The 20,560-nt window shown below is 70.2% G+C and carries 17 protein-coding genes and 2 tRNA genes; 6 read left to right on the top strand and 13 right to left on the bottom strand.

Going from position 1 to position 20,560, the window contains the following annotated elements; genetic code table 11:
- Positions 1-137: 137 nt before the first annotated feature.
- Positions 138-500: a WhiB family transcriptional regulator gene (locus OWR29_RS21905; protein ID WP_221375701.1), complete on the top strand. Its 363-nt coding sequence runs from the start codon at positions 138-140 to the stop codon at positions 498-500.
- A 297-nt stretch (positions 501-797) separates the two neighbouring features.
- On the opposite strand, the gene OWR29_RS21900 is transcribed toward OWR29_RS21905, so the two are convergent.
- The 4 genes from OWR29_RS21900 to OWR29_RS21885 form a co-directional block, all read right to left on the bottom strand.
- A complete protein-coding gene (locus tag OWR29_RS21900) occupies positions 798-2,069 on the bottom strand; it encodes a M18 family aminopeptidase (RefSeq protein WP_267564920.1) in 1,272 nt (423 codons plus the stop codon).
- Between the two features lie 100 nt (positions 2,070-2,169).
- Positions 2,170-3,516, bottom strand: a complete 1,347-nt coding sequence (locus OWR29_RS21895) for an ABC1 kinase family protein (protein WP_267564919.1) — start codon at positions 3,514-3,516, stop codon at positions 2,170-2,172.
- A gap of 97 nt (positions 3,517-3,613) precedes the next feature.
- The gene (locus OWR29_RS21890; protein WP_267564918.1) at positions 3,614-4,654 is read right to left on the bottom strand and encodes a ThiF family adenylyltransferase; all 1,041 of its coding nucleotides are present in this window, start codon (positions 4,652-4,654) and stop codon (positions 3,614-3,616) included.
- 274 nt (positions 4,655-4,928) lie between these two features.
- Positions 4,929-5,090: a DUF5679 domain-containing protein gene (locus OWR29_RS21885; RefSeq protein WP_015625326.1), complete on the bottom strand. Its 162-nt coding sequence runs from the start codon at positions 5,088-5,090 to the stop codon at positions 4,929-4,931.
- Positions 5,091-5,559: 469 nt separating this feature from the next.
- Between OWR29_RS21885 and OWR29_RS21880 the strand changes: the two genes are divergently transcribed.
- Together OWR29_RS21880 and OWR29_RS21875 are read left to right on the top strand one after the other, a co-directional pair.
- Positions 5,560-6,093, top strand: coding sequence for a M48 metallopeptidase family protein (locus OWR29_RS21880; RefSeq protein WP_267564915.1), 534 nt, complete (start codon positions 5,560-5,562; stop codon positions 6,091-6,093).
- Between the two features lie 9 nt (positions 6,094-6,102).
- Positions 6,103-6,699 (top strand): hypothetical protein, encoded by a 597-nt coding sequence (locus OWR29_RS21875; RefSeq protein ID WP_267564914.1) that lies wholly within the window; start codon positions 6,103-6,105, stop codon positions 6,697-6,699.
- Position 6,700: 1 nt separating this feature from the next.
- Here the strand turns inward: OWR29_RS21875 and OWR29_RS21870 are convergent, their stop codons facing one another.
- Entirely contained in the window at positions 6,701-7,963 is a 1,263-nt protein-coding gene (locus OWR29_RS21870) for a zinc-dependent metalloprotease (protein ID WP_267564913.1), read from the bottom strand.
- 90 nt (positions 7,964-8,053) lie between these two features.
- Here OWR29_RS21870 and OWR29_RS21865 point away from each other — a divergent pair, with 90 nt between their 5' ends.
- From OWR29_RS21865 to OWR29_RS21855, 3 genes are all read left to right on the top strand, one after another.
- A complete protein-coding gene (locus OWR29_RS21865; RefSeq protein ID WP_267564912.1) occupies positions 8,054-9,079 on the top strand; it encodes a YlbL family protein in 1,026 nt (341 codons plus the stop codon).
- 79 nt (positions 9,080-9,158) lie between these two features.
- On the top strand, positions 9,159-12,146 hold the full coding sequence (locus OWR29_RS21860) for a UPF0182 family membrane protein (RefSeq protein ID WP_267564911.1): 2,988 nt from the start codon (positions 9,159-9,161) through the stop codon (positions 12,144-12,146).
- An 88-nt stretch (positions 12,147-12,234) separates the two neighbouring features.
- Positions 12,235-12,308 (top strand) — tRNA-Met (locus OWR29_RS21855).
- Positions 12,309-13,610: 1,302 nt separating this feature from the next.
- Here the strand turns inward: OWR29_RS21855 and OWR29_RS21850 are convergent.
- From OWR29_RS21850 to OWR29_RS21815, 8 genes are all read right to left on the bottom strand, one after another.
- Positions 13,611-13,684: transfer RNA gene (locus OWR29_RS21850), tRNA-Met, on the bottom strand.
- 255 nt (positions 13,685-13,939) lie between these two features.
- Positions 13,940-15,037 (bottom strand): DUF6745 domain-containing protein, encoded by a 1,098-nt coding sequence (locus tag OWR29_RS21845; protein ID WP_267564910.1) that lies wholly within the window; start codon positions 15,035-15,037, stop codon positions 13,940-13,942.
- A 193-nt stretch (positions 15,038-15,230) separates the two neighbouring features.
- Positions 15,231-15,548, bottom strand: a complete 318-nt coding sequence (locus tag OWR29_RS21840) for a DUF8820 family protein (protein ID WP_267564909.1) — start codon at positions 15,546-15,548, stop codon at positions 15,231-15,233.
- A gap of 31 nt (positions 15,549-15,579) precedes the next feature.
- Positions 15,580-16,437, bottom strand: coding sequence for an STM4011 family radical SAM protein (locus OWR29_RS21835; protein ID WP_267564908.1), 858 nt, complete (start codon positions 16,435-16,437; stop codon positions 15,580-15,582).
- Complete coding sequence (locus OWR29_RS21830; protein WP_267564907.1) at positions 16,427-17,725, bottom strand: STM4012 family radical SAM protein; 1,299 nt, start codon at positions 17,723-17,725, stop codon at positions 16,427-16,429. Before OWR29_RS21830 ends, OWR29_RS21835 begins: the two co-directional genes overlap by 11 nt.
- Positions 17,722-18,519, bottom strand: coding sequence for an STM4013/SEN3800 family hydrolase (locus OWR29_RS21825; protein WP_267564906.1), 798 nt, complete (start codon positions 18,517-18,519; stop codon positions 17,722-17,724). Before OWR29_RS21825 ends, OWR29_RS21830 begins: the two co-directional genes overlap by 4 nt.
- Positions 18,507-19,553 (bottom strand): STM4014 family protein, encoded by a 1,047-nt coding sequence (locus OWR29_RS21820; RefSeq protein WP_267564905.1) that lies wholly within the window; start codon positions 19,551-19,553, stop codon positions 18,507-18,509. The genes OWR29_RS21825 and OWR29_RS21820 overlap by 13 nt, the downstream gene beginning before the upstream one ends.
- Positions 19,550-20,470, bottom strand: a complete 921-nt coding sequence (locus OWR29_RS21815) for an STM4015 family protein (RefSeq protein ID WP_267564904.1) — start codon at positions 20,468-20,470, stop codon at positions 19,550-19,552. Before OWR29_RS21815 ends, OWR29_RS21820 begins: the two co-directional genes overlap by 4 nt.
- Between the last annotated feature and the right edge of the window lie 90 nt (positions 20,471-20,560).

The following is a 20,560-nucleotide window of genomic DNA, read 5'->3' as shown; positions in this document are numbered from 1 at the left end:
GACCTCCGGCTCACCTCGAGGCCGCGGAACCCGTAACCGGGATCCGCGGCCTTAATTTTTTTGCCGGTTCACCGACCGGTGCACGACCTGAACGGCGATCCAGAAGATCGATGAGAAGAGAGAGGTGACCGGGCTTTATGAGTCTGGCGCTGGCCCCACTCGACGTGAGCGTCGAGATCGAGGCAAACCTGCCCTGTCGGAAGTTCGACCCGGACCTGTGGTTCTCCGACTCCCCGGCCCAGCTGGAACTGGCCAAGTCGCTCTGCGGGGACTGCCCGCTGCGCGTCGAGTGCCTGGCCGGCGCGGTCGAGCGGAACGAGCCCTGGGGTGTCTGGGGCGGCGAGATCTTCGAGCGCGGCGCCGTGGTTCCGCGCAAGCGGCCGCGTGGCCGTCCCCGTAAGGCCGACGTGGCGCGCGACGCCGAGCTGGCCCACGAGGTCGAGGAGCGGCTCGCCGCTAACGGACTCGAATCCCGCAAGACCGTCGGTCTGGCGGCCTGAAAATGACCATCGTCCCCCTCCCCTTCAACGGAAAGCAGACAACCGACATGTATGCGAGTGGAGCAACCAAGATGAGACTTCTCCAAGAAGCGTTGAGCAGGGCCCGAATGCGTCGGCCTCAGAGTGACTACACACCTGAGGCACACCGTCCCGCTCGCCAGGTAGCCATGGAGGCGCGTCACACCGCCTCGCGCGAACTCGGCGGACGGCGATTCTGATAGTCGCTGCTCACTGAACTGCACATGAGATGCCGAGAGGCCCGTCCGCAATCCGCGGGCGGGCCTCTCGCTGTGCTGCTTATGCGGACAGGAAAACCTTGATGGCGGCGCTCAGGTAGGCCGGGTCGTCGACGTGGCAGAGCTCGCGGGCCGAGTGCATCGAAAGCAGCGGCACGCCGACGTCCAGCGTGGGGATGCCGATGCGGGCGGCGGTGATCGGGCCGATCGTCGAGCCGCAGGGCACCGAGTTGTTCGAGACGAATTCCTGGTACGGCACACCGGCCGCCGCGCACGTGCGGGCCCACAGGGCGGCGCCGGCGCCGTCGGTCATGTAGCGCTGATTCGCGTTGATCTTCAGCAGGGGACCCGCGCCGGGCACCGGGCGGTTGACCGGATCATGGCGGTCGGGGCGGTTGGGGTGCACGGCGTGACCGGCGTCGGAGGAAAGACACCACGAGCCGGCGATCGCGCGAGCCAGATCGGAGCGGTCGCCGCCGAGGCCGGCCGAGACCCTTTCCAGCACGTCGGCCAGGAACGGACCGGCCGCGCCGGAACGGCTTTCCGACCCGACCTCCTCGTGGTCGAAGGCGGCCAGCACGGCGATCGCGTCGACCGGTTCGGCCGTCAGCAGCGCGGCCACGCCGGCGTGCACGCTGGACAGGTTGTCGAGGCGGCCCGAGGCGAACAGCTTGCCGTCGGCGCCGAAGCGGGCGGGAGCCGCCGAGTCGGCCGTGATGATGTCGTACCCGGCCACGTCGGCGCCGTCGATGCCGGCCAGCCCGGCCAGGTGGGCGACGATGTCAGCGTTCTCGGAAGCGCCGACGCCCCAGATCGGCTGGAGTTCGCGCTGCTTGTCCGGGGCGAACGAGTCGTTGACGGCGCGGTCGAGGTGGATGGCCAGGTGCGGGATGCGCGCGAACGGGCCGGTACGCACGAGGTGGGCCGCGCCGTCGCGGTGCACCACCCGGCCCGCGAACTCGAGCTCGCGGTCGAACCAGGACGGGACCACCGGACCGCCGTACACCTCGACCCCGGCCTGCCACCACCCGAACGTGACCGTGGATGGCTTCGGCTTGAGCTTGAAGCCGGGCGAGTCGGTGTGCGCGCCGAGCACCCGGAACGGGGTGCCGCGACCGGCCGCATCGGGCAGCGCCAGGGCGATGACCGAGCCGTCGCGCACGATCAGCAGGCGGGCTCCCGGGCGTACGGCCTCGGCCCAGTCGGCGGTCTCGTCAAGCGTCTCGTAGCCGGCCGCGCCCAGGCGGCGGGCCACCTCGGCGGCCGCGTGGTACGAGCTGGGCGACGCCGAGACGAAGGCGGCCAGATCATCGATGTGAGCAGACGCGTCCATGCCACCCATCAGATCATGAGCGACCGCCGCTCAGCCGCCCGACCGGTCGCTCATCCCGGCCGCCTCACGCGGCCGGCCTCCGGTCGCTCATTCGGCGGCCTCACGCGACCGGTGCGAAGCCGGGCAGCCACTTCTCGAGGATCGCGCGGTAGGGCGCCTCGGCCTCGAGCTGGCTCAGCACGCCGATCGAGCCCAGCGTCACCCGGTGGATCAACAGGTACGACGGCGGCAGGTTGAGCTTGCGGCTGAGCTGGTAGGCCGGCGAGCGCGGGCTGCTCAGCCGGGTCGCCTCGCCGCGCAGCCAGCTGCGGGTGAACCGGAACTTCTCGACCGCGACCGGTTCGATCATCGGGCGCAGGAAGTCGAGCAGGCCCTGGGCGTCGATCTCGTCGTCCTGCTTGACGAAGCCCTCCTCACGCAGCCCGTCGGCCACCCCCTGGGCGTCGCCCTCGAGGGCCAGGCGGACCAGCCGGCCGATCGGCTCGGGGTGACCGCCGGGCAGCCGGGCCACCGCGCCGAAGTCGATCACGCCGAGGCGGCCGTCGGGCAGCATGCGGAAGTTGCCCGGGTGCGGGTCGGCGTGCAGCAGCCCGGAGCGGGCCGGGGCCGAGAAGTGCAGCGTCGCCATGAGGCGGCCGGCTTGGTCGCGCTCCTCGACCGTACCGTCGGAAATGATCTTGGAGAGCGGGGTGCCCTCGACCCACTCGGTGACCAGCACCTTGGGCGCGGAGGCGATGACCCGCGGCACGTAGATCTCGGGGTCGCCGGCGAACGCCTCGGCGAAGGCCGTCTGGGTCTCCGCCTCCATCGCGTAGTCGAGCTCTTCGGTGATGCGCTCGCGCAGCTCGGCCAGCAGCGGCTTGATGTCCATGCCGGGCTGGATGATCTTGAACATGCCGGCCAGGCGGGAGAGCTGCTTGAGGTCGGCGATCAGGGCCTCGCCGGCGCCCGGGTATTGCACCTTGACCGCGACGGGGACCGTCTTGGGCTTGGCGTTCTTGCGGGCCGGCGGCAGCTTCCAGACCGCGCGGTGCACCTGGCCGATGCTGGCCGCGGCGGCCGGGCTGTCGTCGAACTCGGCGAACTTGTCGCGCCAGTCGGGGCCCAGTTGCTCGGCCAGGGCCTTGTGCAGGCTGGCCACCGGCATGGGCGGCGCGGCCTCTTGCAGCTTGGTCAGGGCCTGCCGGTACGGGCCGGCCATCTCTTCCGGCAGGGCCGCCTCGAAGACCGACAGAGCCTGGCCGAACTTCATGGCCCCGCCCTTGAGCTGGCCCAGGACGCTGAAAAGCTGCTCGGCCGTGCGGCGCTGGATGTCCTCGGAGATGACGTCGGTGGCCATTCCGACGGCGCGCTTGCCCAGCCCCAGCGCGGTGCGCCCGGCGAAGCCCAGGGGAAGCGCGGCCAGCTTGGCGGTGCGGGAAACCGCACGCCGCGGAATGTCGCTCACCAGATCATTGTGACCGAAGTCGGAAGGTTCAACCGCCCGCCTCAATGCCATTTGCCCGATAGAACCGTGAAAGTCCATCGCGATTTGCCCACTTCCTTCACGAGCTGACCGGCCGGCTGCGGCGGCGCGGCGGCCGCAGGCAGTCGCAGCCCGGATGCGGCGGCCACGTGCGCCGGCGCAGGCGGGAGGGCGAGGTCAGCTCGGTCGAGACGCCCAGCGTCTCGGGAGTGCCGCCGTCGATGAAAGTCAGAATCTCTTCGATCGCGTACGCGGTGGCGGCCAGCAGGGTGGCGACGGTGCACGGCTCGGGAGCGGTGCGGGTGGGCGGGCCGGGCCAGGCGGCATCCCGGTCGCGCCGGTGCAGGTCGAGACAGGCCAGGCAGGGGCCGCCGGTGGCCGGGACCAGGGGGCCGATCACGGCGGCGCCGTCGCGGATCGTCACGGCCAGGTGAGGCTGGCGGCGTTGCGAGTGGGCGGCCGCGACCAGCGTGACCGGCATGTCGGGGTCGAGCTGGACGACCAGGGTCGCGGGCCCGCCTCGGACGGCGCCGGTCTCCATGCCCGGCGCCACTCGCTCGAGAGCCGCGACGATCGCCTCGTCCCGCGGCCGGCCGACATCGGACGCCCGCAGCGGGCCGCCCGCCAGCTCGCCGGGGTGGACGACCCCTGGCTGCTCGGGATGAACGTGGCCGACGCCGGCCTCGGCCAGCGCCACCGCGATCGGCGCGCCCAGCCGGCCCCGCCCGCTGATCACCACCCGGGCCGCGTGACGGCGGCGCAGGCGGGAAGCGGGCGTGCGGGAAGTGCCGCCGCGCATCGCCAGGACGGCGGCCTCGCCGGTGAGGCGGTGCACGGACGGGATGGAGTGCGGCAGCAGCGAGGCGGCCGGCACGGCCAGCCCGGCGGCGCGAAGAGAATCGAGGACCGCCTGGGCCTCTTCGGAGGGAATGCCCTTTTCGGCGGCATGCAGCAGGACGACTCGCTCGGGCCGACTGCCGTCGAGCAGGTCGAGCACCTGAGCGGTGCGGGGATGGGGGAGGCGAAGCACGAACGCCCGGGACGGGTCGGAGCCGAGCTGCAGCTCACCTTCGTCACGCCAGACGCGCGGCAGGCCGGGGATAAGAAGAGGGCGGTTCACGTGTCACAGGATGTCACTGCGGGGATGCGGAGCGAATAAGTTGTCCACAGGCCGCGACGGCTCGTGACACGCTTTGTCCACAGGCTGCGGTGAGTTATCCACAGGGCCGTGGGGTTATCCACAACCTCACTCAACGTGCCCCGCCGGGTGGGGATATGGCGGTGCGGTGAGAAATACCGGGGAGGGCGATCAGCCCTCCCCGGGTGGGTGAACGGCCTTGCCGCGGGCTTGAAGTTGGCCTAGTGGGACCAAGCCGGCGGGGCCGTTCCTTCTCTCAGGCCTTGGCCTTGCCCAGGATGCGGTTCACGGTCGTGCCGCAGACCGGGCACTTGCCCTTGGCCATGTTCATGCCCGTCTTCGAGACCTCTACGGTGCCCTGGAAGTCGCGCTTTTCCTTGCACTTCACGCAGTAGCCGTTGTACGTGTTGTCGGCCACGGTTCCTCCTCGTCATGTTGTCGGCCGGGTCGGCCCGATGCCTGCTCGCGGTGGCAGGCCGCGACCTGTGTTCGGCGCTGGACCGCTCCGAGACCACGTGGATGTGGCCACCCGTCGGGGCGGTCACTACCCAGGTCAGGCCAGTTCCATGTCAGCGCGGCGTCGGCGGTGTCGCCGACGACGTGAGTGTGCCCGTCCGAATCGCCCTTTTTGGGATGTTGTGGTGCAACACGCCGTACGGTGCCATCAAACGGGCAGAAATGGGACGCCGAACGCGTTGGCCGACGGACCGACCCGTGAGCTAAGTTGGCGAACCGCCGCCGTCGGCGGAGTGACGAAAAATTTTTCGGTAATAAGCGGACGAAGTACACAAATCTCACGCGTGTCATCCGGCGTACTCTTGCGGTGACATGGGTCTCACGGATTAGCGTCTCAACGTGAACCCGAATCTGGGCCGCGCGAGCCGGTAATGGCCCGGACGCGCAAGCCTGTCGTGGAAGTGCGGCGCAGCCAGCGCCGTCGTCGCACAGTGTCCGCCTATCGCGACGGTGAACGCGTGGTCGTGCTCATCCCCGACCGGTTCTCCCGAGCGGAAGAGACCGAGTGGGTCGAGCGGATGCTGGCTCGCCTGGCCGCCCGTGAGGAGCGGATCCAGCGCACCGACGACGAGTTGCTGATCCGGGCGCGCCGCCTCACCAACCGCTACCTCAGCGACCATGCCGCCCAAGTGCAGCCGGCCAGCGTGCGCTGGGTGACCAACCAGAACGGCCGGTGGGGTTCCTGCACCCCCGACGACGGCACGATCCGCATCTCGCACCGCATTCAGGAGATGCCGGATTGGGTGATCGACTACGTGCTCCTGCACGAGCTGTCCCACCTGGTCGTGCCCAGTCACAGCGCCCGCTTCTGGGAACTGGTCAACCGCTTCCCCAAGGCCGAACGGGCCCGCGGTTACCTCGAGGGCATCTCCGCCGCGACCGGCCTGGTGCTCGCCGACGACTAGTGTGGGTTCGTGGTTCAACGGGTGGTCGCAGCTCTGCTGGTGCCGGTGACGTGGAGCCCGCCCGGTGTTGATCTCACCGCCTGGCGGACGGCACTCGCCGAGGACGTGGTCGATCTGCTGGCCCGGCTGGCCCAGGCCGAGGCGGCCGTCGCCGCCACCGCCGGCGATCTGGATCTGGCCCGCGAGATCGCCTGGCCGGGCATGCGGATCTACGAGGTGCCCACCCCGACGTACCTGCCGGTGCTGGCCGCGGCCGCGAAGGACGGCTTCGACCAGGCGGCGGTGATCGCCGCGGACGCGCCCGACGTGCCGGGAATGATCCTGGGGAAGTTGCTGCGGCCGCTCGAGAACAAGGCCGTCGCGGTCTCGCCGGGCGGCGCCGGCAACGGGCTGTTCGGTTTGGCTACGAGCCTGCCCGCGCCGGACTGGCTGGCCGACCACGAGCTCGACGACGCCTCGGCCCAGGTGCTGCGGCGCGGCGCACCCCGGCCCGGCGACGTCTCGTCGACCCCCGAGTGGCGGCGGCTGCGCGGGCCGGCCGAGCTGGCGCGCCTGGACCCGGCCCTGGAGGGCTGGGAGAACACGCGCGCCCTGCTCGGCGGCTGACCTACTCCTTGGTCTCGCCGTCCTTGGTGTCGCCCTCGTCGGGGCCCTGGCCCAGGTTGTCGAGCTCGCTGATGTCCCAGTCGGCGGTGCCCTGGGCGAAGACCTGCGGGTCGGCGAAGTCCTCATCCGTAGGCAGCAGGTCGGGGTGGCCCCACAGGGCGTCGCGGCCCTGCACGCCGCGGTGGTCGGTGACGGCGGCCCACAGCACGCCCGCCTCACGCAGGCGGCGGGGGCGCAGCTCGAGGCCGACCAGGGCGGCGAACGTCTGCTCGGCCGGGCCACCGGCGGCGCGGCGGCGGCGGAACGCCTCGCCCAGCTGCACCACGGAGGGCAGCCGGTCGCCCGCGGCCCGGTCGACCACGTGGCCGACCCAGCCCTCGATCAGCGCGAGCGCCGTCTCGAGGCGGGCCAGGCTGGCCTTCTGCTGCGGGGTGTCTTCCGGGGTGAAGATGCCCTCGAGCGCCATGGCCTGCATCGACTCCGGGTCGGCGGGGTCGACGCGGCTCATCGCGTCCTCGATGGCCTCACGGTTGACGGTGATGCCGTTCGCGTACGTCTCGACGGCGCTCAGCACGTGCGCGCGCAGCCACGGCACGTGACCGAACAGCCGCTGGTGAGCCGCCTCGCGCAGCGCCACGTACAGGCGTACCTGGTCCTCGGGAATCTCCAGACCGTCGCCGTACGCCTTGATGTTGGCCGGCACCAGGGCGGCCGTGCCGGTGGGGCCGAGCGGCAGGCCGATGTCGCCCGCCGACAGCACCTCGGCCGCGAGCTGGCCCAGGGCCTGGCCGAGCTGGCCGCCGAACAGCGCGCCGCCGAGCGTCGCGACCATCGACTGCATGGGGCCGAGCTGCGCCTTCGCCTCGTCGGGGACCAGGTCGCCCATGGCGCCCACCATGCGGCCCGCGATCGGGTCGCACAGCTTCTTCCACACGTCGAGGGTGTTGTAGATCCACTCGTTGCGGTTCCAGGCGGCCGCCGTACGGATGCCGCTGGGCAGTGCCGAGGCCGGGTCGAGCCACAGGTCGGCCAGGCGCAGCGCCTCTTCCACCTGGTGACGCTCGAACATGTTCACCGCGGGGTCGCCGGCGGCGGACAGCTGGCTGGCGGCGACCTGCCGGGCCAGGTCCCAGTTCACAGGGCCGCTGCCGGGGCCGGCGAACATCTGCTGCAGCTGCGCCATGAACTGCTGCATCTGCTGCGGGTCGGAGGGGTCGGGTGGCTGGGCACCCGGCAGGGAGAAGCCGAACGGGATATCAGGCACGTAGCCAACGGTACGCGCGAAACGACCGCTCGGGACCCGTGGCGGTGTCAGCTCAGAGAGAACTCAGGCAGGGGCGATAGTCTCTCGCGCATGAGACGTCGTGGTGTCACCGTAATCCTCGGCGCCCTGATCACCGCCCTGCTGGCCGTCGGTGTGATGGCCGCGCCGCTGCCCTACGTCGTGCTGAAGCCGGGCCCGACGGTGAACACACTCGGTTCGGACAACGGCGCCGAGGTGATCCAGGTGACGGATGCCAAGACCACCACGTCGGCCGGTCAGCTGCGGCTGACCACGGTGAACGTGCAGTCGCAGGTCGAGCTGGTGTGGGCGATCAGCAGCTGGCTCAGCTCGTCCGACGCGGTCGTGCCGCGGGAACTGATCTACCCGCCCGACCGCACCGAGAAGCAGGTGGAGCAGCAGAACGCCGAGGAATGGACCGAGTCGCAGGACAGCGCCATCACCGTCGCCCTGACCAAGCTGGGCTACCCCGTCCAGACGGTGGTCGAGAAGGTGAGCGCCGGCAGCGCCGCGACCGGCATTCTGCAGGCGGGCGACGTGATCACCGCGGTCGACGGGTCCAAGGTCATCGACCCGTCCAAGCTGACCGAACTGGTCCGGGCCAAGCCGGTCGGCACCGCGCTCACCATCGCGTACACCCGGGCCGGCAAGCCGGCCACGGCGAAGATCACCACCAAGGCGGCCGAGAACAACGTGCCCCGGCTCGGCGTCGAGATCAACACGAAGCAGAACGCGCCGTTCAAGGTCTCGATCGACCTCGACAAGATCGGCGGACCGAGCGCGGGGCTGATGTTCACGCTCGGCATCATGGACAAGCTCGAGCCGGCCGACCTGACCGGCGGCAAGATCATTGCCGGTACGGGCACCATCGACAACAACGGCAACGTGGGCCCGATCGGCGGCATCCCGCAGAAGCTCGTCGGGGCCAAGAAGGCCGGCGCTCAGATCTTCCTGGTGCCTGAGGGTAACTGCGCCGAGGCACTGCGCAACGCTGTGGACGGTCTGCCGATGGCCGAGGTGGCCACGGTGGACGACGCCCTGACCGCGCTCAAGACCTTCACCGGGGGCGGCACTCCCAAGCCGTGCTCGGCAGAGTGACAGATGACGTACTGTGAGACACCGGCCCGACTGAAATGTGGAGCCTCCGTTGGTTATGCGTAACAGCCCTCTACCGAGGATGAGCCGGCGCGGTCGCGTCACCGTCGGCGTCCTGGTCGGGGTCTTCCTTCTTTTCACGCTGCTCGGGTGGGGCATCGACGCGTACACCGATTACCTCTGGTTCAACGAGGTCGACTTCGTCAACGTCTTCTCCGGTGTCCTGCTCACCCGCCTCCTTCTCTTCCTGGTCATCGGCGCCGTCGTCGCGCTGGTCATAGCGGGCAACCTCTACCTCGCCTACCGCCTGCGCCCGATGCTGCGGCCGCACTCGGCCGAACAGGCCACGCTCGAGCGCTACCGCATGATCATCGCGCCCCGGCTCGGCACCTGGATCACCGTCCTCACCCTGATCATCGGCTTCTTCGCGGGCCTGTCCGCGCAGGGCCGGTGGAAGGACTGGATGCTCTTCCGCAACGGCGGGAGCTTCGGCGTCCAGGATCCCGAGCACAAGGTCGACGTCGGCTGGTACGTCTTCGACTACCCGATGCTGCGCTACGTGCTCGGCGTTGCGTTCACCGCCGTGGTGCTCTCGGTGCTGGGCGCGCTCGCCGTCCACTACATCTTCGGCGGCGTACGGCTGCAGGGCGTCGGCGACCGCATGACCACCGCCGCGCGGGCCCACCTGACCTCGCTGGTCGCGCTGTTCGTGCTGCTCAAGGCCGTGGCGTACGTGCTCGACCGGCGCGCGCTGCTGCTCGAGCAGCACGTCTCGCCCGGGCTCTACGGCGCCGGCTACACCGACGTCAACGCGCTGCTACCGGCGAAAGAGATCCTCGCGTACATCTCCATCGTGGTGGCGATCGCGATCATCGTGTTCTCCAACGCGTGGATGCGCAATCTGGTATGGCCCGGCGTCTCGCTGGCCCTGCTGGCGATCTCGGCGGTGGCCATCGGCGGCATCTACCCGCTGGCCGTGCAGAACTTCTCGGTCAAGCCCAGCCTGAGCGAGAAAGAAGCGCCGTACATCCAGCGCTCGATCGACGCCACCCGGCAGGCCTTCGGGCTCGAGAACACCGAGGTCGCGCCGTACCGGGCGAACAATGTGGTGCCGCCGGGCGACCTGGCCTCCAACACCAGCGCCCAGAACGCCCGCCTGATCGACCCGCAACTCGTCTCGCAGGCGTTCACCCAGTCGCAGCAGTCGCGCGGCTTCTACGACTTCGGCGCGAAGCTCGACGTCGACCGCTACACGATCGGCGGCAAGGCGGCCGACTACGTGGTCGGCGTGCGTGAGATCAACGACGACAAGCTGACCACGCAGCAGCGCAACTGGCTCAACCGGCACACCGTCTACACCCACGGCTACGGCCTGGTGGCGGCGCCGGCCAACCAGTTCTGCGGTGGTCTGCCGGTGTTCGTCTCCGGCTTCCTCGGCGACGACCGCCCGCCCGGCTGCTCCTCGTCCACCGAAGAGATCAAGGTCGACCAGCCGCGCGTCTACTACGGCGAGCAGTCCTCCGAGTACGCGATCGTCGGTCAGGCCGACGAGAACCGCAAGGTCGAGTTCGACCGGCCGCAAGAGGACAACAACGCCGGCGAAGAGCTCTACACCTACACCGGTGAGGGCGGCGTCTCGATCGGCTCGTTCTTCCGGCGTCTCGTCTTCGCCATCAAGAACACCGAGAGCAACTTCGTGCTCTCCGACGCGGTCAACTCCGACTCCAAGCTCATGTACATCCGTGAGCCCCGCGAGCGGGTCGAGAAGGTCGCGCCGTTCCTGACGATCGACGGCGACCCGTACCCGGCGGCCGTCGACGGCCGGATCGTGTGGATCCTCGACGGCTACACCACGTCGAACTCGTACCCGTACTCGCAAAAGATCAACTTGGCCAGCGAGACGCAGGACGAGCTCACCGGCCAGGGGCAGTTCGCGCTGGCCCGCGACGACGTCAACTACATGCGCAACTCGGTGAAGGCGACGGTCGACGCGTACGACGGCACGGTCAAGCTGTACGAGTTCGACGACAACGACCCGGTGCTCAAGGCCTGGAACAAGGCCTTCGGCGGCGACCTGATCGTCCCCAAGGCGGACACCCCGGCCTCGCTCGAGGCGCACTTCCGCTACCCGCAAGACCTGTTCAAGGTGCAGCGGAACCTGCTCACCCGGTTCCACGTGACCGACCCGCAGGCGTTCTTCTCCGGCCAGGACTTCTGGCAGGTGCCGAACGCGCCCGACGCGCCCTCGAGCAACCAGAAGCAGCCGCCGTTCTATCTGAACGTGCAGCTGCCCGAACAAGACCAGACCAGGTTCCAGCTGACTGCCGGCGTCACACCGGCCAACCGCGAAAACCTGGCCGCGCTGATCTCCGGCTCGTACGTCGACAACAAACCCAAGATCGAAGTGCTCGAGCTACCGGATCAGGCGGTCACACCAGGCCCGGTCCAGGTCCATCAGAAGATGACGAGCAACTCGACGGCCAGACAGCAGCTCACCCTGCTGTCGAACAACTCGCAGAGCCAGGTGCTCTACGGCAACCTGATCACCCTGCCGGTCGAAGGCGGCGTGCTCTATGTGGAACCGGTCTACGTACGACCCGGCAACCAAGAGAACGCGGCCCCGCAGTTGCAGAAGATCCTGATGTCGTACGGCGACGGCGGCACGTACGTGGTGCTGGCCGACAACCTGAAACAGGGCCTCGAACAGCTGGTCACGCAGGGCAAACAGGCCCAGAGCGGAAACAGCAACACAGGCAACAGCGGCAACAACAACAGTGGCAACAACAGCGGCAACAGCGGCAACAACAACGCCCCGCCGCCCGCCCTCACCGGCGAACTAGCCACCGCCGCAGCCGCCGTCGACAAGGCCATCGCCGACGTCCGCTCAGCCCAGCAGTCCGGCGACTTCGCCCGCTACGGCCAAGCGCTGCAGGCCCTCGAAACCGCAATGAACAACTTCGAGGCCGCCCGCAACGCCGCCGCCGGCGCCACCCCGGCCCCCAACGCCTCAGCCACCCCGTCGGCGCCGGCCAACCCCTCCGGAAACCCCTCACCAACCCCCAGCGGCTGACCGCCGGTCCCGGTGACCCACCGTGTGGAGGGTCACCGGGACCCGTTTTGCAGCCAACGACAGGGTTGCGCTAGTGTTAACGAGCCGACGCGGGGTGGAGCAGCTCGGTAGCTCGCTGGGCTCATAACCCAGAGGTCGCAGGTTCAAATCCTGTCCCCGCTACGAGTCGGGAGGCCCTTGTCCGCGGAACGCGCGGACCGGGGCCTCTTCGCTTTTTCCTGGGGGCCGAGCCCCCAGACCCCACGTTACGGTGGTTGCGGTCGTGGGTGGCTGGGCTGGAAGGCCCTTCGGGCCTGGGTGGGGGGCCTGCGCGCTTCGCGCTCGGCGAGAGATGTGGCGGGGCCTGCGCGCTTCGCGCTTGGGCCTGCGCGCTTCGCGCTTGGGCCTGCGCGCTTCGCGCTCGGCGAGCGTGTGTGGGGCCTGCGCGCTTCGCGCTCGGCGAGAGATGTGCGCTTCGGGCTTGGCCTGCGCGCTTCGCGCTCGGCGAGATTCGGTGTGTGGGTCGTCCATAGGCAGTGATTGGCCATCAGCCGTCGGCTCCGCCTGAAACGGACCGCCTGTGCACGGTCGCGACACGGGTCGATCACTCCGCGGAAAGCCTCCATCGCGAACGCCCGCATAAGGACAGCGATGAAGTCGAGAACCAGGACGTTCAGCAACCGCTGGTGATCGGCTCTGGCGGGGAATCGGCCGCCGATGGTCGTGCGGTCGGCGGTGTGCTCAGCACCAGGGCCGCCTCAGTCCTAGGGCCGCCCTCACCCTCAGAACGCCCTCCGCCCGAGACTGCTCTCAACCTCAGCGCCCCGCGCGAAGCACGGGACCGCCCTTCGATCCAGGAGGGCCCTTTGATTCAGGACGGCCATCCGCCCTCCGCCTCAAGGACTGCCCTCCGCCCCCGGGGCCGCCTTCCGCCCCCGGGGCCACCCTTCGCCTTCGGGCTGCACTCCGCCCAGGATCGCCCTTCGCCTTCGGGCTGCCCTTCGCCCAGGATCGCCCTTCGCCTTCGGGCTGCCCTTCGCCCAGGACCGCCCTTCGCCTTCGGGCTGCCCTTCGCCCAGGACCGCCCTTCGCCTTCGGGCTGTACTCCGCCCAGGACCGCCCTTTGCCTTGGGACCGCTCTCAGCACCGGCCTCCCACCGCTACGTGCCGCGCAGCCTCAGCGCCGCGAACGGATGCGGCGCAAGTCAGATGGCCGGCCTTCCACGGCGTGTGGTGCCGATGGAGCGTGACCTAGGCCGGCACACGAGAGGTCCGAAGGGCCGGGGTCGTAGGTGGCAGGACGTCACGCTTTCGGGCTTGGCTGCGCAGACTGGACGCGTTCCTGCATGGCGGGTGCGTCGCTGGGCTTGCTCCTACGGCTACGCCGTGGCGATCCACTGGCGACAGTGGGGAGGTGGCGGGGTCGGAACATGCAGAAGGCCCTCACCCGGATGGGTTAGGGCCTTCTGACCTGCACTTCTTTTGTAGCGGGGACAGGATTTGAACCTGCGACCTCTGGGTTATGAGCCCAGCGAGCTACCGAGCTGCTCCACCCCGCGTCGGTAGGTAAAGCCTACCCCGTCCTCTTCGCGGCAACCACAGAGGGGGTCGAAAGGGCCTTGGAGGGCTGGTCGGAGGGCGCCGTCCGCATGAAGGCGGAGTCGGCCGGGGTCGACGCCCCGCACGTGGCGGAGGGGGCGAAGTGCAGTCAGTGAGGCAACGGCGGGCGCGGGAACGGCGGAGGCGGGAACGGCGGAGGCGGGAACGGCGGGGGCGGGAACGGCGGGGACGGGGGCGGCAACGGAGTGGTGAGGTTACGTCTGGATCTGGGGGTGGTACTGGGCGGCTTCCAGGCCGAAGGTCCAGGCGACGCCCTCTCGGGCGGTTCGGGTGGTGGGTGGGACTCGGAGCCAGTAGATGCGGCTGGTGCCGTCGGGCTCGGGGGTGGCATTCACCACCTCGACCATGACCAAAGGCTCGTCGCCGGGTAGGGGTAGGTGCCAGAGGGTGCCTGTTTCGTCTTTGTGCAGGGCCTGGGCGCCGGCCTCGCGGAGGTAGCGGTCGTAGCCGAAGTGTTCGAGCATGACTCGGCGTAGTTCGGCGTTGGATTCGGCGCCTATGCGGTCGGCGGTGAGGGTTGGCAGTTGGGCGGCCAGGTCGGTGGGGATGGGCATGCCGCGCCAGGCCCAGAGGGCGTAGCCGTCGGGGTATTCCATGGCCGGGCCCTCGCCGCGGTGCAGGCGGCCGACGTTGTCGCGGGTGACTCGGGTGGGGCGTTCGGTCAGGATGGCGTAGCGGGCGGTGGCCCACCACCAGCCGCTGTTTCGGGCTACGGCGGCCAGGCCGGTCAGGTTGTCGAACAGGGCAGCGCGGGGGTGCAGACGATCGGCGGCCTCGAACGTGGCCAGCCAGACGCCGTCGTGCTGGCCGTAGATGGCGTCCAGCAGGCGGGAGCGTGCGGCTCGGGCCAAGCTGGGCGGGAGGTCGGCGGTCAGGTCGTCGCCGAGGCGTTGGCGCAGGCGGGTGCCGACCCTGTCCATCACCAGCGCCCACGAACGGCGGCCCGCGGCGGCCGTCAGCTGGGACCAGCCTTCGGCGCCGAGCGCCTGCGACGCCCGCTCCCGCGCGGCAGCCCACGGCTCGGTGCGAATCTGCCGGCGCACGGACGCGCCCGCCAACGGTCTTGACGGTGCCGCGCCTGCGGTTGACGCCAGGATCTCAAGCTCGGCTCCCTTGTCGCCGTGGGCCGAATTTGAGGGCGGGGAGGCGGCCGCGCTCTTGGGCTGGGACGGGGATGAGGAAGGGGAGTTCGAGTCGGTGGAGGGCCAGCCCTGATGAGCGAGGGCTTGGTGCACCTCGGTCACCCAGGCGGGGCCCTCGGCGGGGTGGCCGGAGAGCAGGGCGGCGGCCACGGCGCCAGCCCGGGGGGACGGGAGCCAGAAGATCTGCTCGGGCTCGGGGAGGCCGGCCTGGCGGTAGGCCTCTCGGACGCCGCCCTCGGCTGCGGGGCGGTTGGCGGGGCGCTTTCCAGGGCGGCGGCCAGCCACTGGTCTTCGAGGGCGGCGGCTGCTGCTTCCTGGTCGGGGGTCAGTCGCATGGCGGGCCTCAGTCGGCGACGGGGCGGAAGGAACCGGGCACGTATTCGCGTTGGCGGACCACGCGGTAGTGGCCGGCTGGTAGCGAGATCGGGCCGTGTTCCTCGTGGGTCACGCGGCCGTACTGCGGCACCTCGACGAACATGCGATCGGGGTCGTCGAGGTCGGCCAGCAGCTGCAGGCCGGGGCCGCCGATCACGTGGGCGTGGCCGGTGGCCTCGCCGCGGGCCAGCACCATGCGGCCGCGGCGGTCGCGGGGCACGGCCGAGCACTGCGGCACCTCGGCCTGCGTAATGGACACGATCAGAACGTCTCCCTGGCGATACATGAGCGAACCGTAGCGGGGCCCTACGACATTTTCAGGCGGGCCAGGCGGCGGGGATTCGTTCCAGCAGGCCGTCTGTGTAGACGTCTCGCAGGGCCAGCGGCTTCAGGTGGACGTAGCCGATGTGGCAGTCGCACAGGTTGTTGGTGCACGGGCGTGGTTGCAGGGCGGCGCGCCAGCTGTCGTCGTAGAGGTTGCCCAGCGGGGTGGGGATGAAGTGGCAGCGGCGGACTGTGCCGTCGCCCAGGACTGAGATGGCGGTTTCGCCGGCGTGGCAGGGCAGGCCCAGCGACGCGTGGGGGCGGACGCTGTCGCCGAAGTGGGGGTCCAGCGCCGTCCAGCGCGCCTCTTCCGACGGGGTGTAGACGTGGCCCTCGGCTGCGTTGATCCACACGTACACCGTTGGAGGTAGCGAAGCCCGCAGCGCGACCGCTTCCTCGTAATGCGCGGGCAGACCGACCACGCCGACCGAGTAGCGGACGCCCATCTCATCGAGTTGCCGGCAGCGGGCGAGGAAGCGGGCCCGGGTCACCTGGCCGGGATGGTAAGTGGCCCACAGCGCGGCCGTGTCAGTGTCTGCTGTGGACAGGAACGACAGCCGGGCAGCCAGGTTGGTCTGGATGGCCACTCGCGCGACGTGGGGCAGATGTGACAGGCGGACGATCGTCTCGCGGTACCAGCTGCGCGTCAGGCCCTCGCCCCACGGGGTGAAGAGCACTGACAGCCGCCGGTCGGTGGTCGCCTCGACCCAGTCCGCGAACCGGGCGAGGTCGGCCCGGTCGGCGCGCAACAGATCGGGCGGGTCGACCCGCTTGGCGAACGGGCAGTACGGGCAGTCGTAGTTGCAGCTCGCGAGCGGCCCCCGATAGAGCACGTAGAGGTCATCGGGCAACGTACGCCCCCATCGCCTCGCGCACCGGGCCGGAGACCAGCCACGGCCCGATCGCGTCGGACCGGGCCAGCCCGGCCGCGGTCAGCCGGCACCGGTCGTCGTCGAGCCAGCCGCGCTCGACCAGCTCGGTGAGCTGCGGGAAATCGTCGGTGTGCGGGGTGCCGAAGCGCTCCCGATACGCGTCGGGGTCGACACCCGTAAGCCGGAGCAGGGATTTCAACAGCCATCGGCGGCGCTGTTCGGCCTGGTCGAGGTCGAAGCCGATCTCGGCGTAGCGGAAGTCGCCGGCCGGCCGGGACAGGTAGTCGTCGAGCACCGCCCGCACCTCGGAGACGCCGACCGCGTAGTCGAACGAGTAGTGCAGCGACGTCGTGTACGACCGGGCGCCGCAGCCGAGGCCGACCATGCCGTCGTCCTGGCAGCAGTAGTCCGGCCCGTCGACCGCCGGCGCCCCGATCCGGCGGAACTGCCGCATCGACTGTTGTTCGTAACCGGCGTCGGTCAGCACCGAAACTGCTTGGTTGTACAGCTCTTGCCGCTGCCTGTCCCAGCCCTCCCGGCCGCCGGCGCGCCGGCCCAGTCCGGTCAGCGGACGCACGTACAGGGGATAGAGGTAGAGCTCTTCCGGCTGCCAGCGCAACGCCTCGTCGAGCGAGTGCTGCCATGTCTGCGCGGTCTGCCCGTCGATGCCGTAGATAAGGTCGACATTCAAGACCGGAATTTCGGCTGTACGAATGACTTCCAGCGCGGTGAGCACGTCGGCGAGCCGCTGCGGGCGGCCGGCAGCGTGCGCCTCGGAATCCAGGAAGCTCTGCACCCCCATGCTGACCCGAGTCGTACCGTGTTCGGCCAGCACGGCCAGCCGATCGGGAGTGGCGGTGGCCGGTGACGTCTCGACCGACAGGGGCAGGCGATCGCTGCCGAACGCGAGCCGGACGATCTCGAACAAGGACTCGAGTTCGAGCGCGGTGAGATAGGTGGGTGTGCCGCCGCCGATCGCCAGCTGCGCGAACGAGCCGGGCACAGATTCGCGGACGGCCACGGCCTGCCGCCGCAGCTGCGCCAGATAAGCCGTCACCTGATCGGCGGGCGGGTTCGCGCGGGTGAAGAGATTGCAGAAGCCGCACCGCATCTCGCAGAACGGCAGATGCACGTACCCGAAGAGCGCGTCCCGCCGTTCCGCGGCCCACACCTCGCTCAGCGGGCGCCGCGGCGTCAGCGGCCGATAGGCCGTCTTGTGCGGATAGGCGTAGAGGTAGCCCTGGTAGGGCGACTGGTCGAGGGTCATCGGGGCCTCAGAACGAATTCGGCGTACGGCACGGTCCACACCGCCTCGTGCGCGACGCGATGGCCGACGTGGCCGTCCTCGCCGTAGAGCGTGCCGTGGTCGGAACAGATGATCACTTGGCAGGGGCGTCCCCGGTCGGTCACCAGCTCGAGGAGCCGGGGCAGCTCACCATCCACATAGGCCAGAGCCGCGGCCTGACTTTCCCAGCTGTCGGCCGTGGCGCCGGGCAGATAGTGCTTGTTCGGCTGATGCAGCGCGGCCGCGTTGATGAAGGAGAACAGCGGCCGGTCGGCCGGCAACTCCGCGACGATGGTCTGCAGACGGTCGATCTGGGCGCCGAAGCAGCCGGGCGCGGTGACCCCGAAGGCCGGCTCCCAGTGCGATTCCGCGAACAACCCGGGCAATACGCGACCGAGAGGCGCCCCCGGGTTGAAGAAGCCGACGCCGCCCAGGCAGACCGTGTGGTAGCCCTCTTTCGTGAGCGCCGAGGGCAGGTCGGCCGCGTCGAACACGTACGTCGAAGGGCCGCTGGTCTCGCTGCCGGCGAACCGCGCGGCGAACAGCCGCTCGTGCGGCCCGGGCGTCACGGGTGTGGGCAGGAAGCCGGCGAAGAACGCGTGATGGGCCGCGTAGGTGAAGCTGGCCGGGGTGTGCCGCCGCTCCCACCGCCCGCCCGGCAGCACCCGGGCCAGGGTGGGTGTGCGGCCCGACTCGAGCGCGGCCACCGCGACGTCGTAGCGCAGCGTGTCGAGCGTGACGAAGAGCAGGTCGTGACTGCCGATCAGCGCACGCATGAGCCCACCCAGGCCGGCAGGGCCGCCACCTCGGCGTCGTACGTGTCGAGCCCGACCAGCAGATCGCCGAACGCGTTGACCTCGGCCACCGCGTGCTCGCGCCAGCCCGAGCGGAACATCAGGTCGACGCCCACGTGCAGGCTGCCCGGGAAGCACCGGGCCACCGCAGCGCACGTTTCCATGGCCGCCGCCCAGGCTTCCGATCCGGCCGCCGCCCGCACCGCGGCCACATCACCCCGCGAGTTGCCGAGGTGCAGGTTGGTCAGCGGCGTACGGCTGGCCCGCGCCACCACATGCGTCGGCGACCCGGCGACCACGAGCACTCGCAGGTCGAGCACGCGGTCGCCCAGGCCGGCCTTGGGATACCAGCGCTCGACATGCAGGCCGTCGGGGGCAAGCCGGTCGACGATGCGGGCGATCGTGGCCTCGTCCTCGTAGCGGCGCACGCGGAGGTTGTTGTAGAGCCGCCCGTCATCGCCGACCTCGACCGAAGTCGTGGCCTGGATACGGGCGCCCGCGACGGCCAGGGCCAGTACGCCGGAGGCCGACGAGCCGTGGGCCGGTTTGACGAAGACCCGAGCCCACCCGGCCGTGCGCATGGCCGCCCGCAACGAGGCGTAGCCGTCGACGGCCGGCAGCGCGGGCGGCACCGGAACCCCGGCCGCGCGGAGCAGCGCATGACAGCGGCGCTTGTCGCTCATGGCCAGGATGTCGCCCGGCGCGTTGAGCAGCCACCCACCGCCCGCTGCGACCCGGTCGAGGGCGGCGCCCAGGCCCGCGTACGCCGCCGCGCCTCCGACGATCTCGCCCGGCGCGGCCGCCATGGCCGCGCCGCGCAGCAGGCGGTCGACCTCGGCATCCTCGCCCGGCGAGTCGATGCGCACGGTTTCACCCGGGCCGGGGACCGGGCCGCCGGTCAGCACGTCGAGCCACGGATAGACCGCCGGGGCCGGCCACCCGGCCCGCGCGACCGCCGCCGCGAACAGCGCGACCCGGCGGTTGCCCGGGTTGCCGACGACCGCCAGCCGCATCATTCCGAGACCGCTGTGTAGCGGCCCCACTCTTCTTCCTGCTGCCGGTCGGACACGTCGACCAGGACGCCGGGCAGCTCGTCGACCACGCGCTGGGCCAGCTCTTCGGAAAGGAAGTGGTGGCTCAGGTTGAGCGATTTCAGGTGGGTGAGCGGCTGACCGGCCAGCAGCGCCTCGCCGCCTGCCTCGGACAGGGCGCCCATCGACAGGTCGAGCTCGGCCAGCCGGGCCACGATGGGCGCGGCGGCCAGGGCGGCGGCCACCTCGTCGGCGATCTCGGCGTTGCGGAAGCCGAGCGAGGTGAGCGCGGGCAGGGCACGCCCGGCCAGGATGGGCGCCAGGTCGTCGGCGCGGGCGTCGCCGCCGTAGTTGTCGACGCCCAGCCACAGCTCGAGCCGCTGCAGGTTGGGGAAGTCGCTCGCCCCTACGGCCCGGACGACCTCGGCCGGGAGGCCGCCGGACTGGAGGACCAGCTCGCGCAGGCCCTCGTGGCGCAGCGGGCGCAACGCCAGGCCGTCGGCGCCGCGCACCCACAGCGTCTCGAGCGCGGGGAACGCCTCGAGCAGGGGAGTGATGTCGTCCTGCTTGATCCAGGAGATCTCGCACTGCTCGAAGGTGAGCTCGGCAGCGAACAGCGCGCGCAGCCGGCCCAGCCGGGTGGCGTTGCGCACGAGCAGGTCGATCGGGAACGTTCGCTCGTACGCCTCGCCCCACTCGCCGACGACCAGCGCCACCGGGCCGCCCTCGCCGGTGCGTTTCAGCAGGGCCTCGAAGGCGAGCCCGATCTCGGACTCGTCGGCGTCGAACTCTTCCACCTCGAGGCGCCAGGCCACGGCGGTGGGGTCGGCGGGGGTCTCGTCGGCGTCCCAGGCCACGATCGGCAGGCCCGCGAACGTGCTCAGCTTCGAGTTGATCGTCACGGGCGAGACCCTAACAACGCCCTCCGACAGTTTCCGGCGAAGGCCGGAAACCCGAGATCGTTACTTTTCCATTAATTAATACAAGGTGAC

Source organism: Paractinoplanes pyxinae, from assembly GCF_026626335.1.
Taxonomy (GTDB): Bacteria; Actinomycetota; Actinomycetes; order Mycobacteriales; family Micromonosporaceae; genus Actinoplanes; species Actinoplanes pyxinae.
Note: the sequence above shows the minus strand (reverse complement) of the source record. Positions and strands in the feature narration are given on the sequence as shown.

Bases quoted from the DNA above. Each gene is read 5' to 3' on its own strand.
- OWR29_RS21825 (WP_267564906.1), bottom strand. From the start codon at position 18,519: ATGCGTGCGCTGATCGGCAGTCACGACCTGCTCTTCGTCACGCTCGAC.
- OWR29_RS21905 (WP_221375701.1), top strand. From the start codon at position 138: ATGAGTCTGGCGCTGGCCCCACTCGACGTGAGCGTCGAGATCGAGGCA.
- OWR29_RS21840 (WP_267564909.1), bottom strand. From the start codon at position 15,548: ATGTATCGCCAGGGAGACGTTCTGATCGTGTCCATTACGCAGGCCGAG.
- OWR29_RS21865 (WP_267564912.1), top strand. From the start codon at position 8,054: ATGAGACGTCGTGGTGTCACCGTAATCCTCGGCGCCCTGATCACCGCC.
- OWR29_RS21820 (WP_267564905.1), bottom strand. From the start codon at position 19,553: ATGATGCGGCTGGCGGTCGTCGGCAACCCGGGCAACCGCCGGGTCGCG.
- OWR29_RS21860 (WP_267564911.1), top strand. From the start codon at position 9,159: ATGAGCCGGCGCGGTCGCGTCACCGTCGGCGTCCTGGTCGGGGTCTTC.
- OWR29_RS21880 (WP_267564915.1), top strand. From the start codon at position 5,560: ATGGCCCGGACGCGCAAGCCTGTCGTGGAAGTGCGGCGCAGCCAGCGC.
- OWR29_RS21900 (WP_267564920.1), bottom strand. From the start codon at position 2,069: ATGGACGCGTCTGCTCACATCGATGATCTGGCCGCCTTCGTCTCGGCG.
- OWR29_RS21830 (WP_267564907.1), bottom strand. From the start codon at position 17,725: ATGACCCTCGACCAGTCGCCCTACCAGGGCTACCTCTACGCCTATCCG.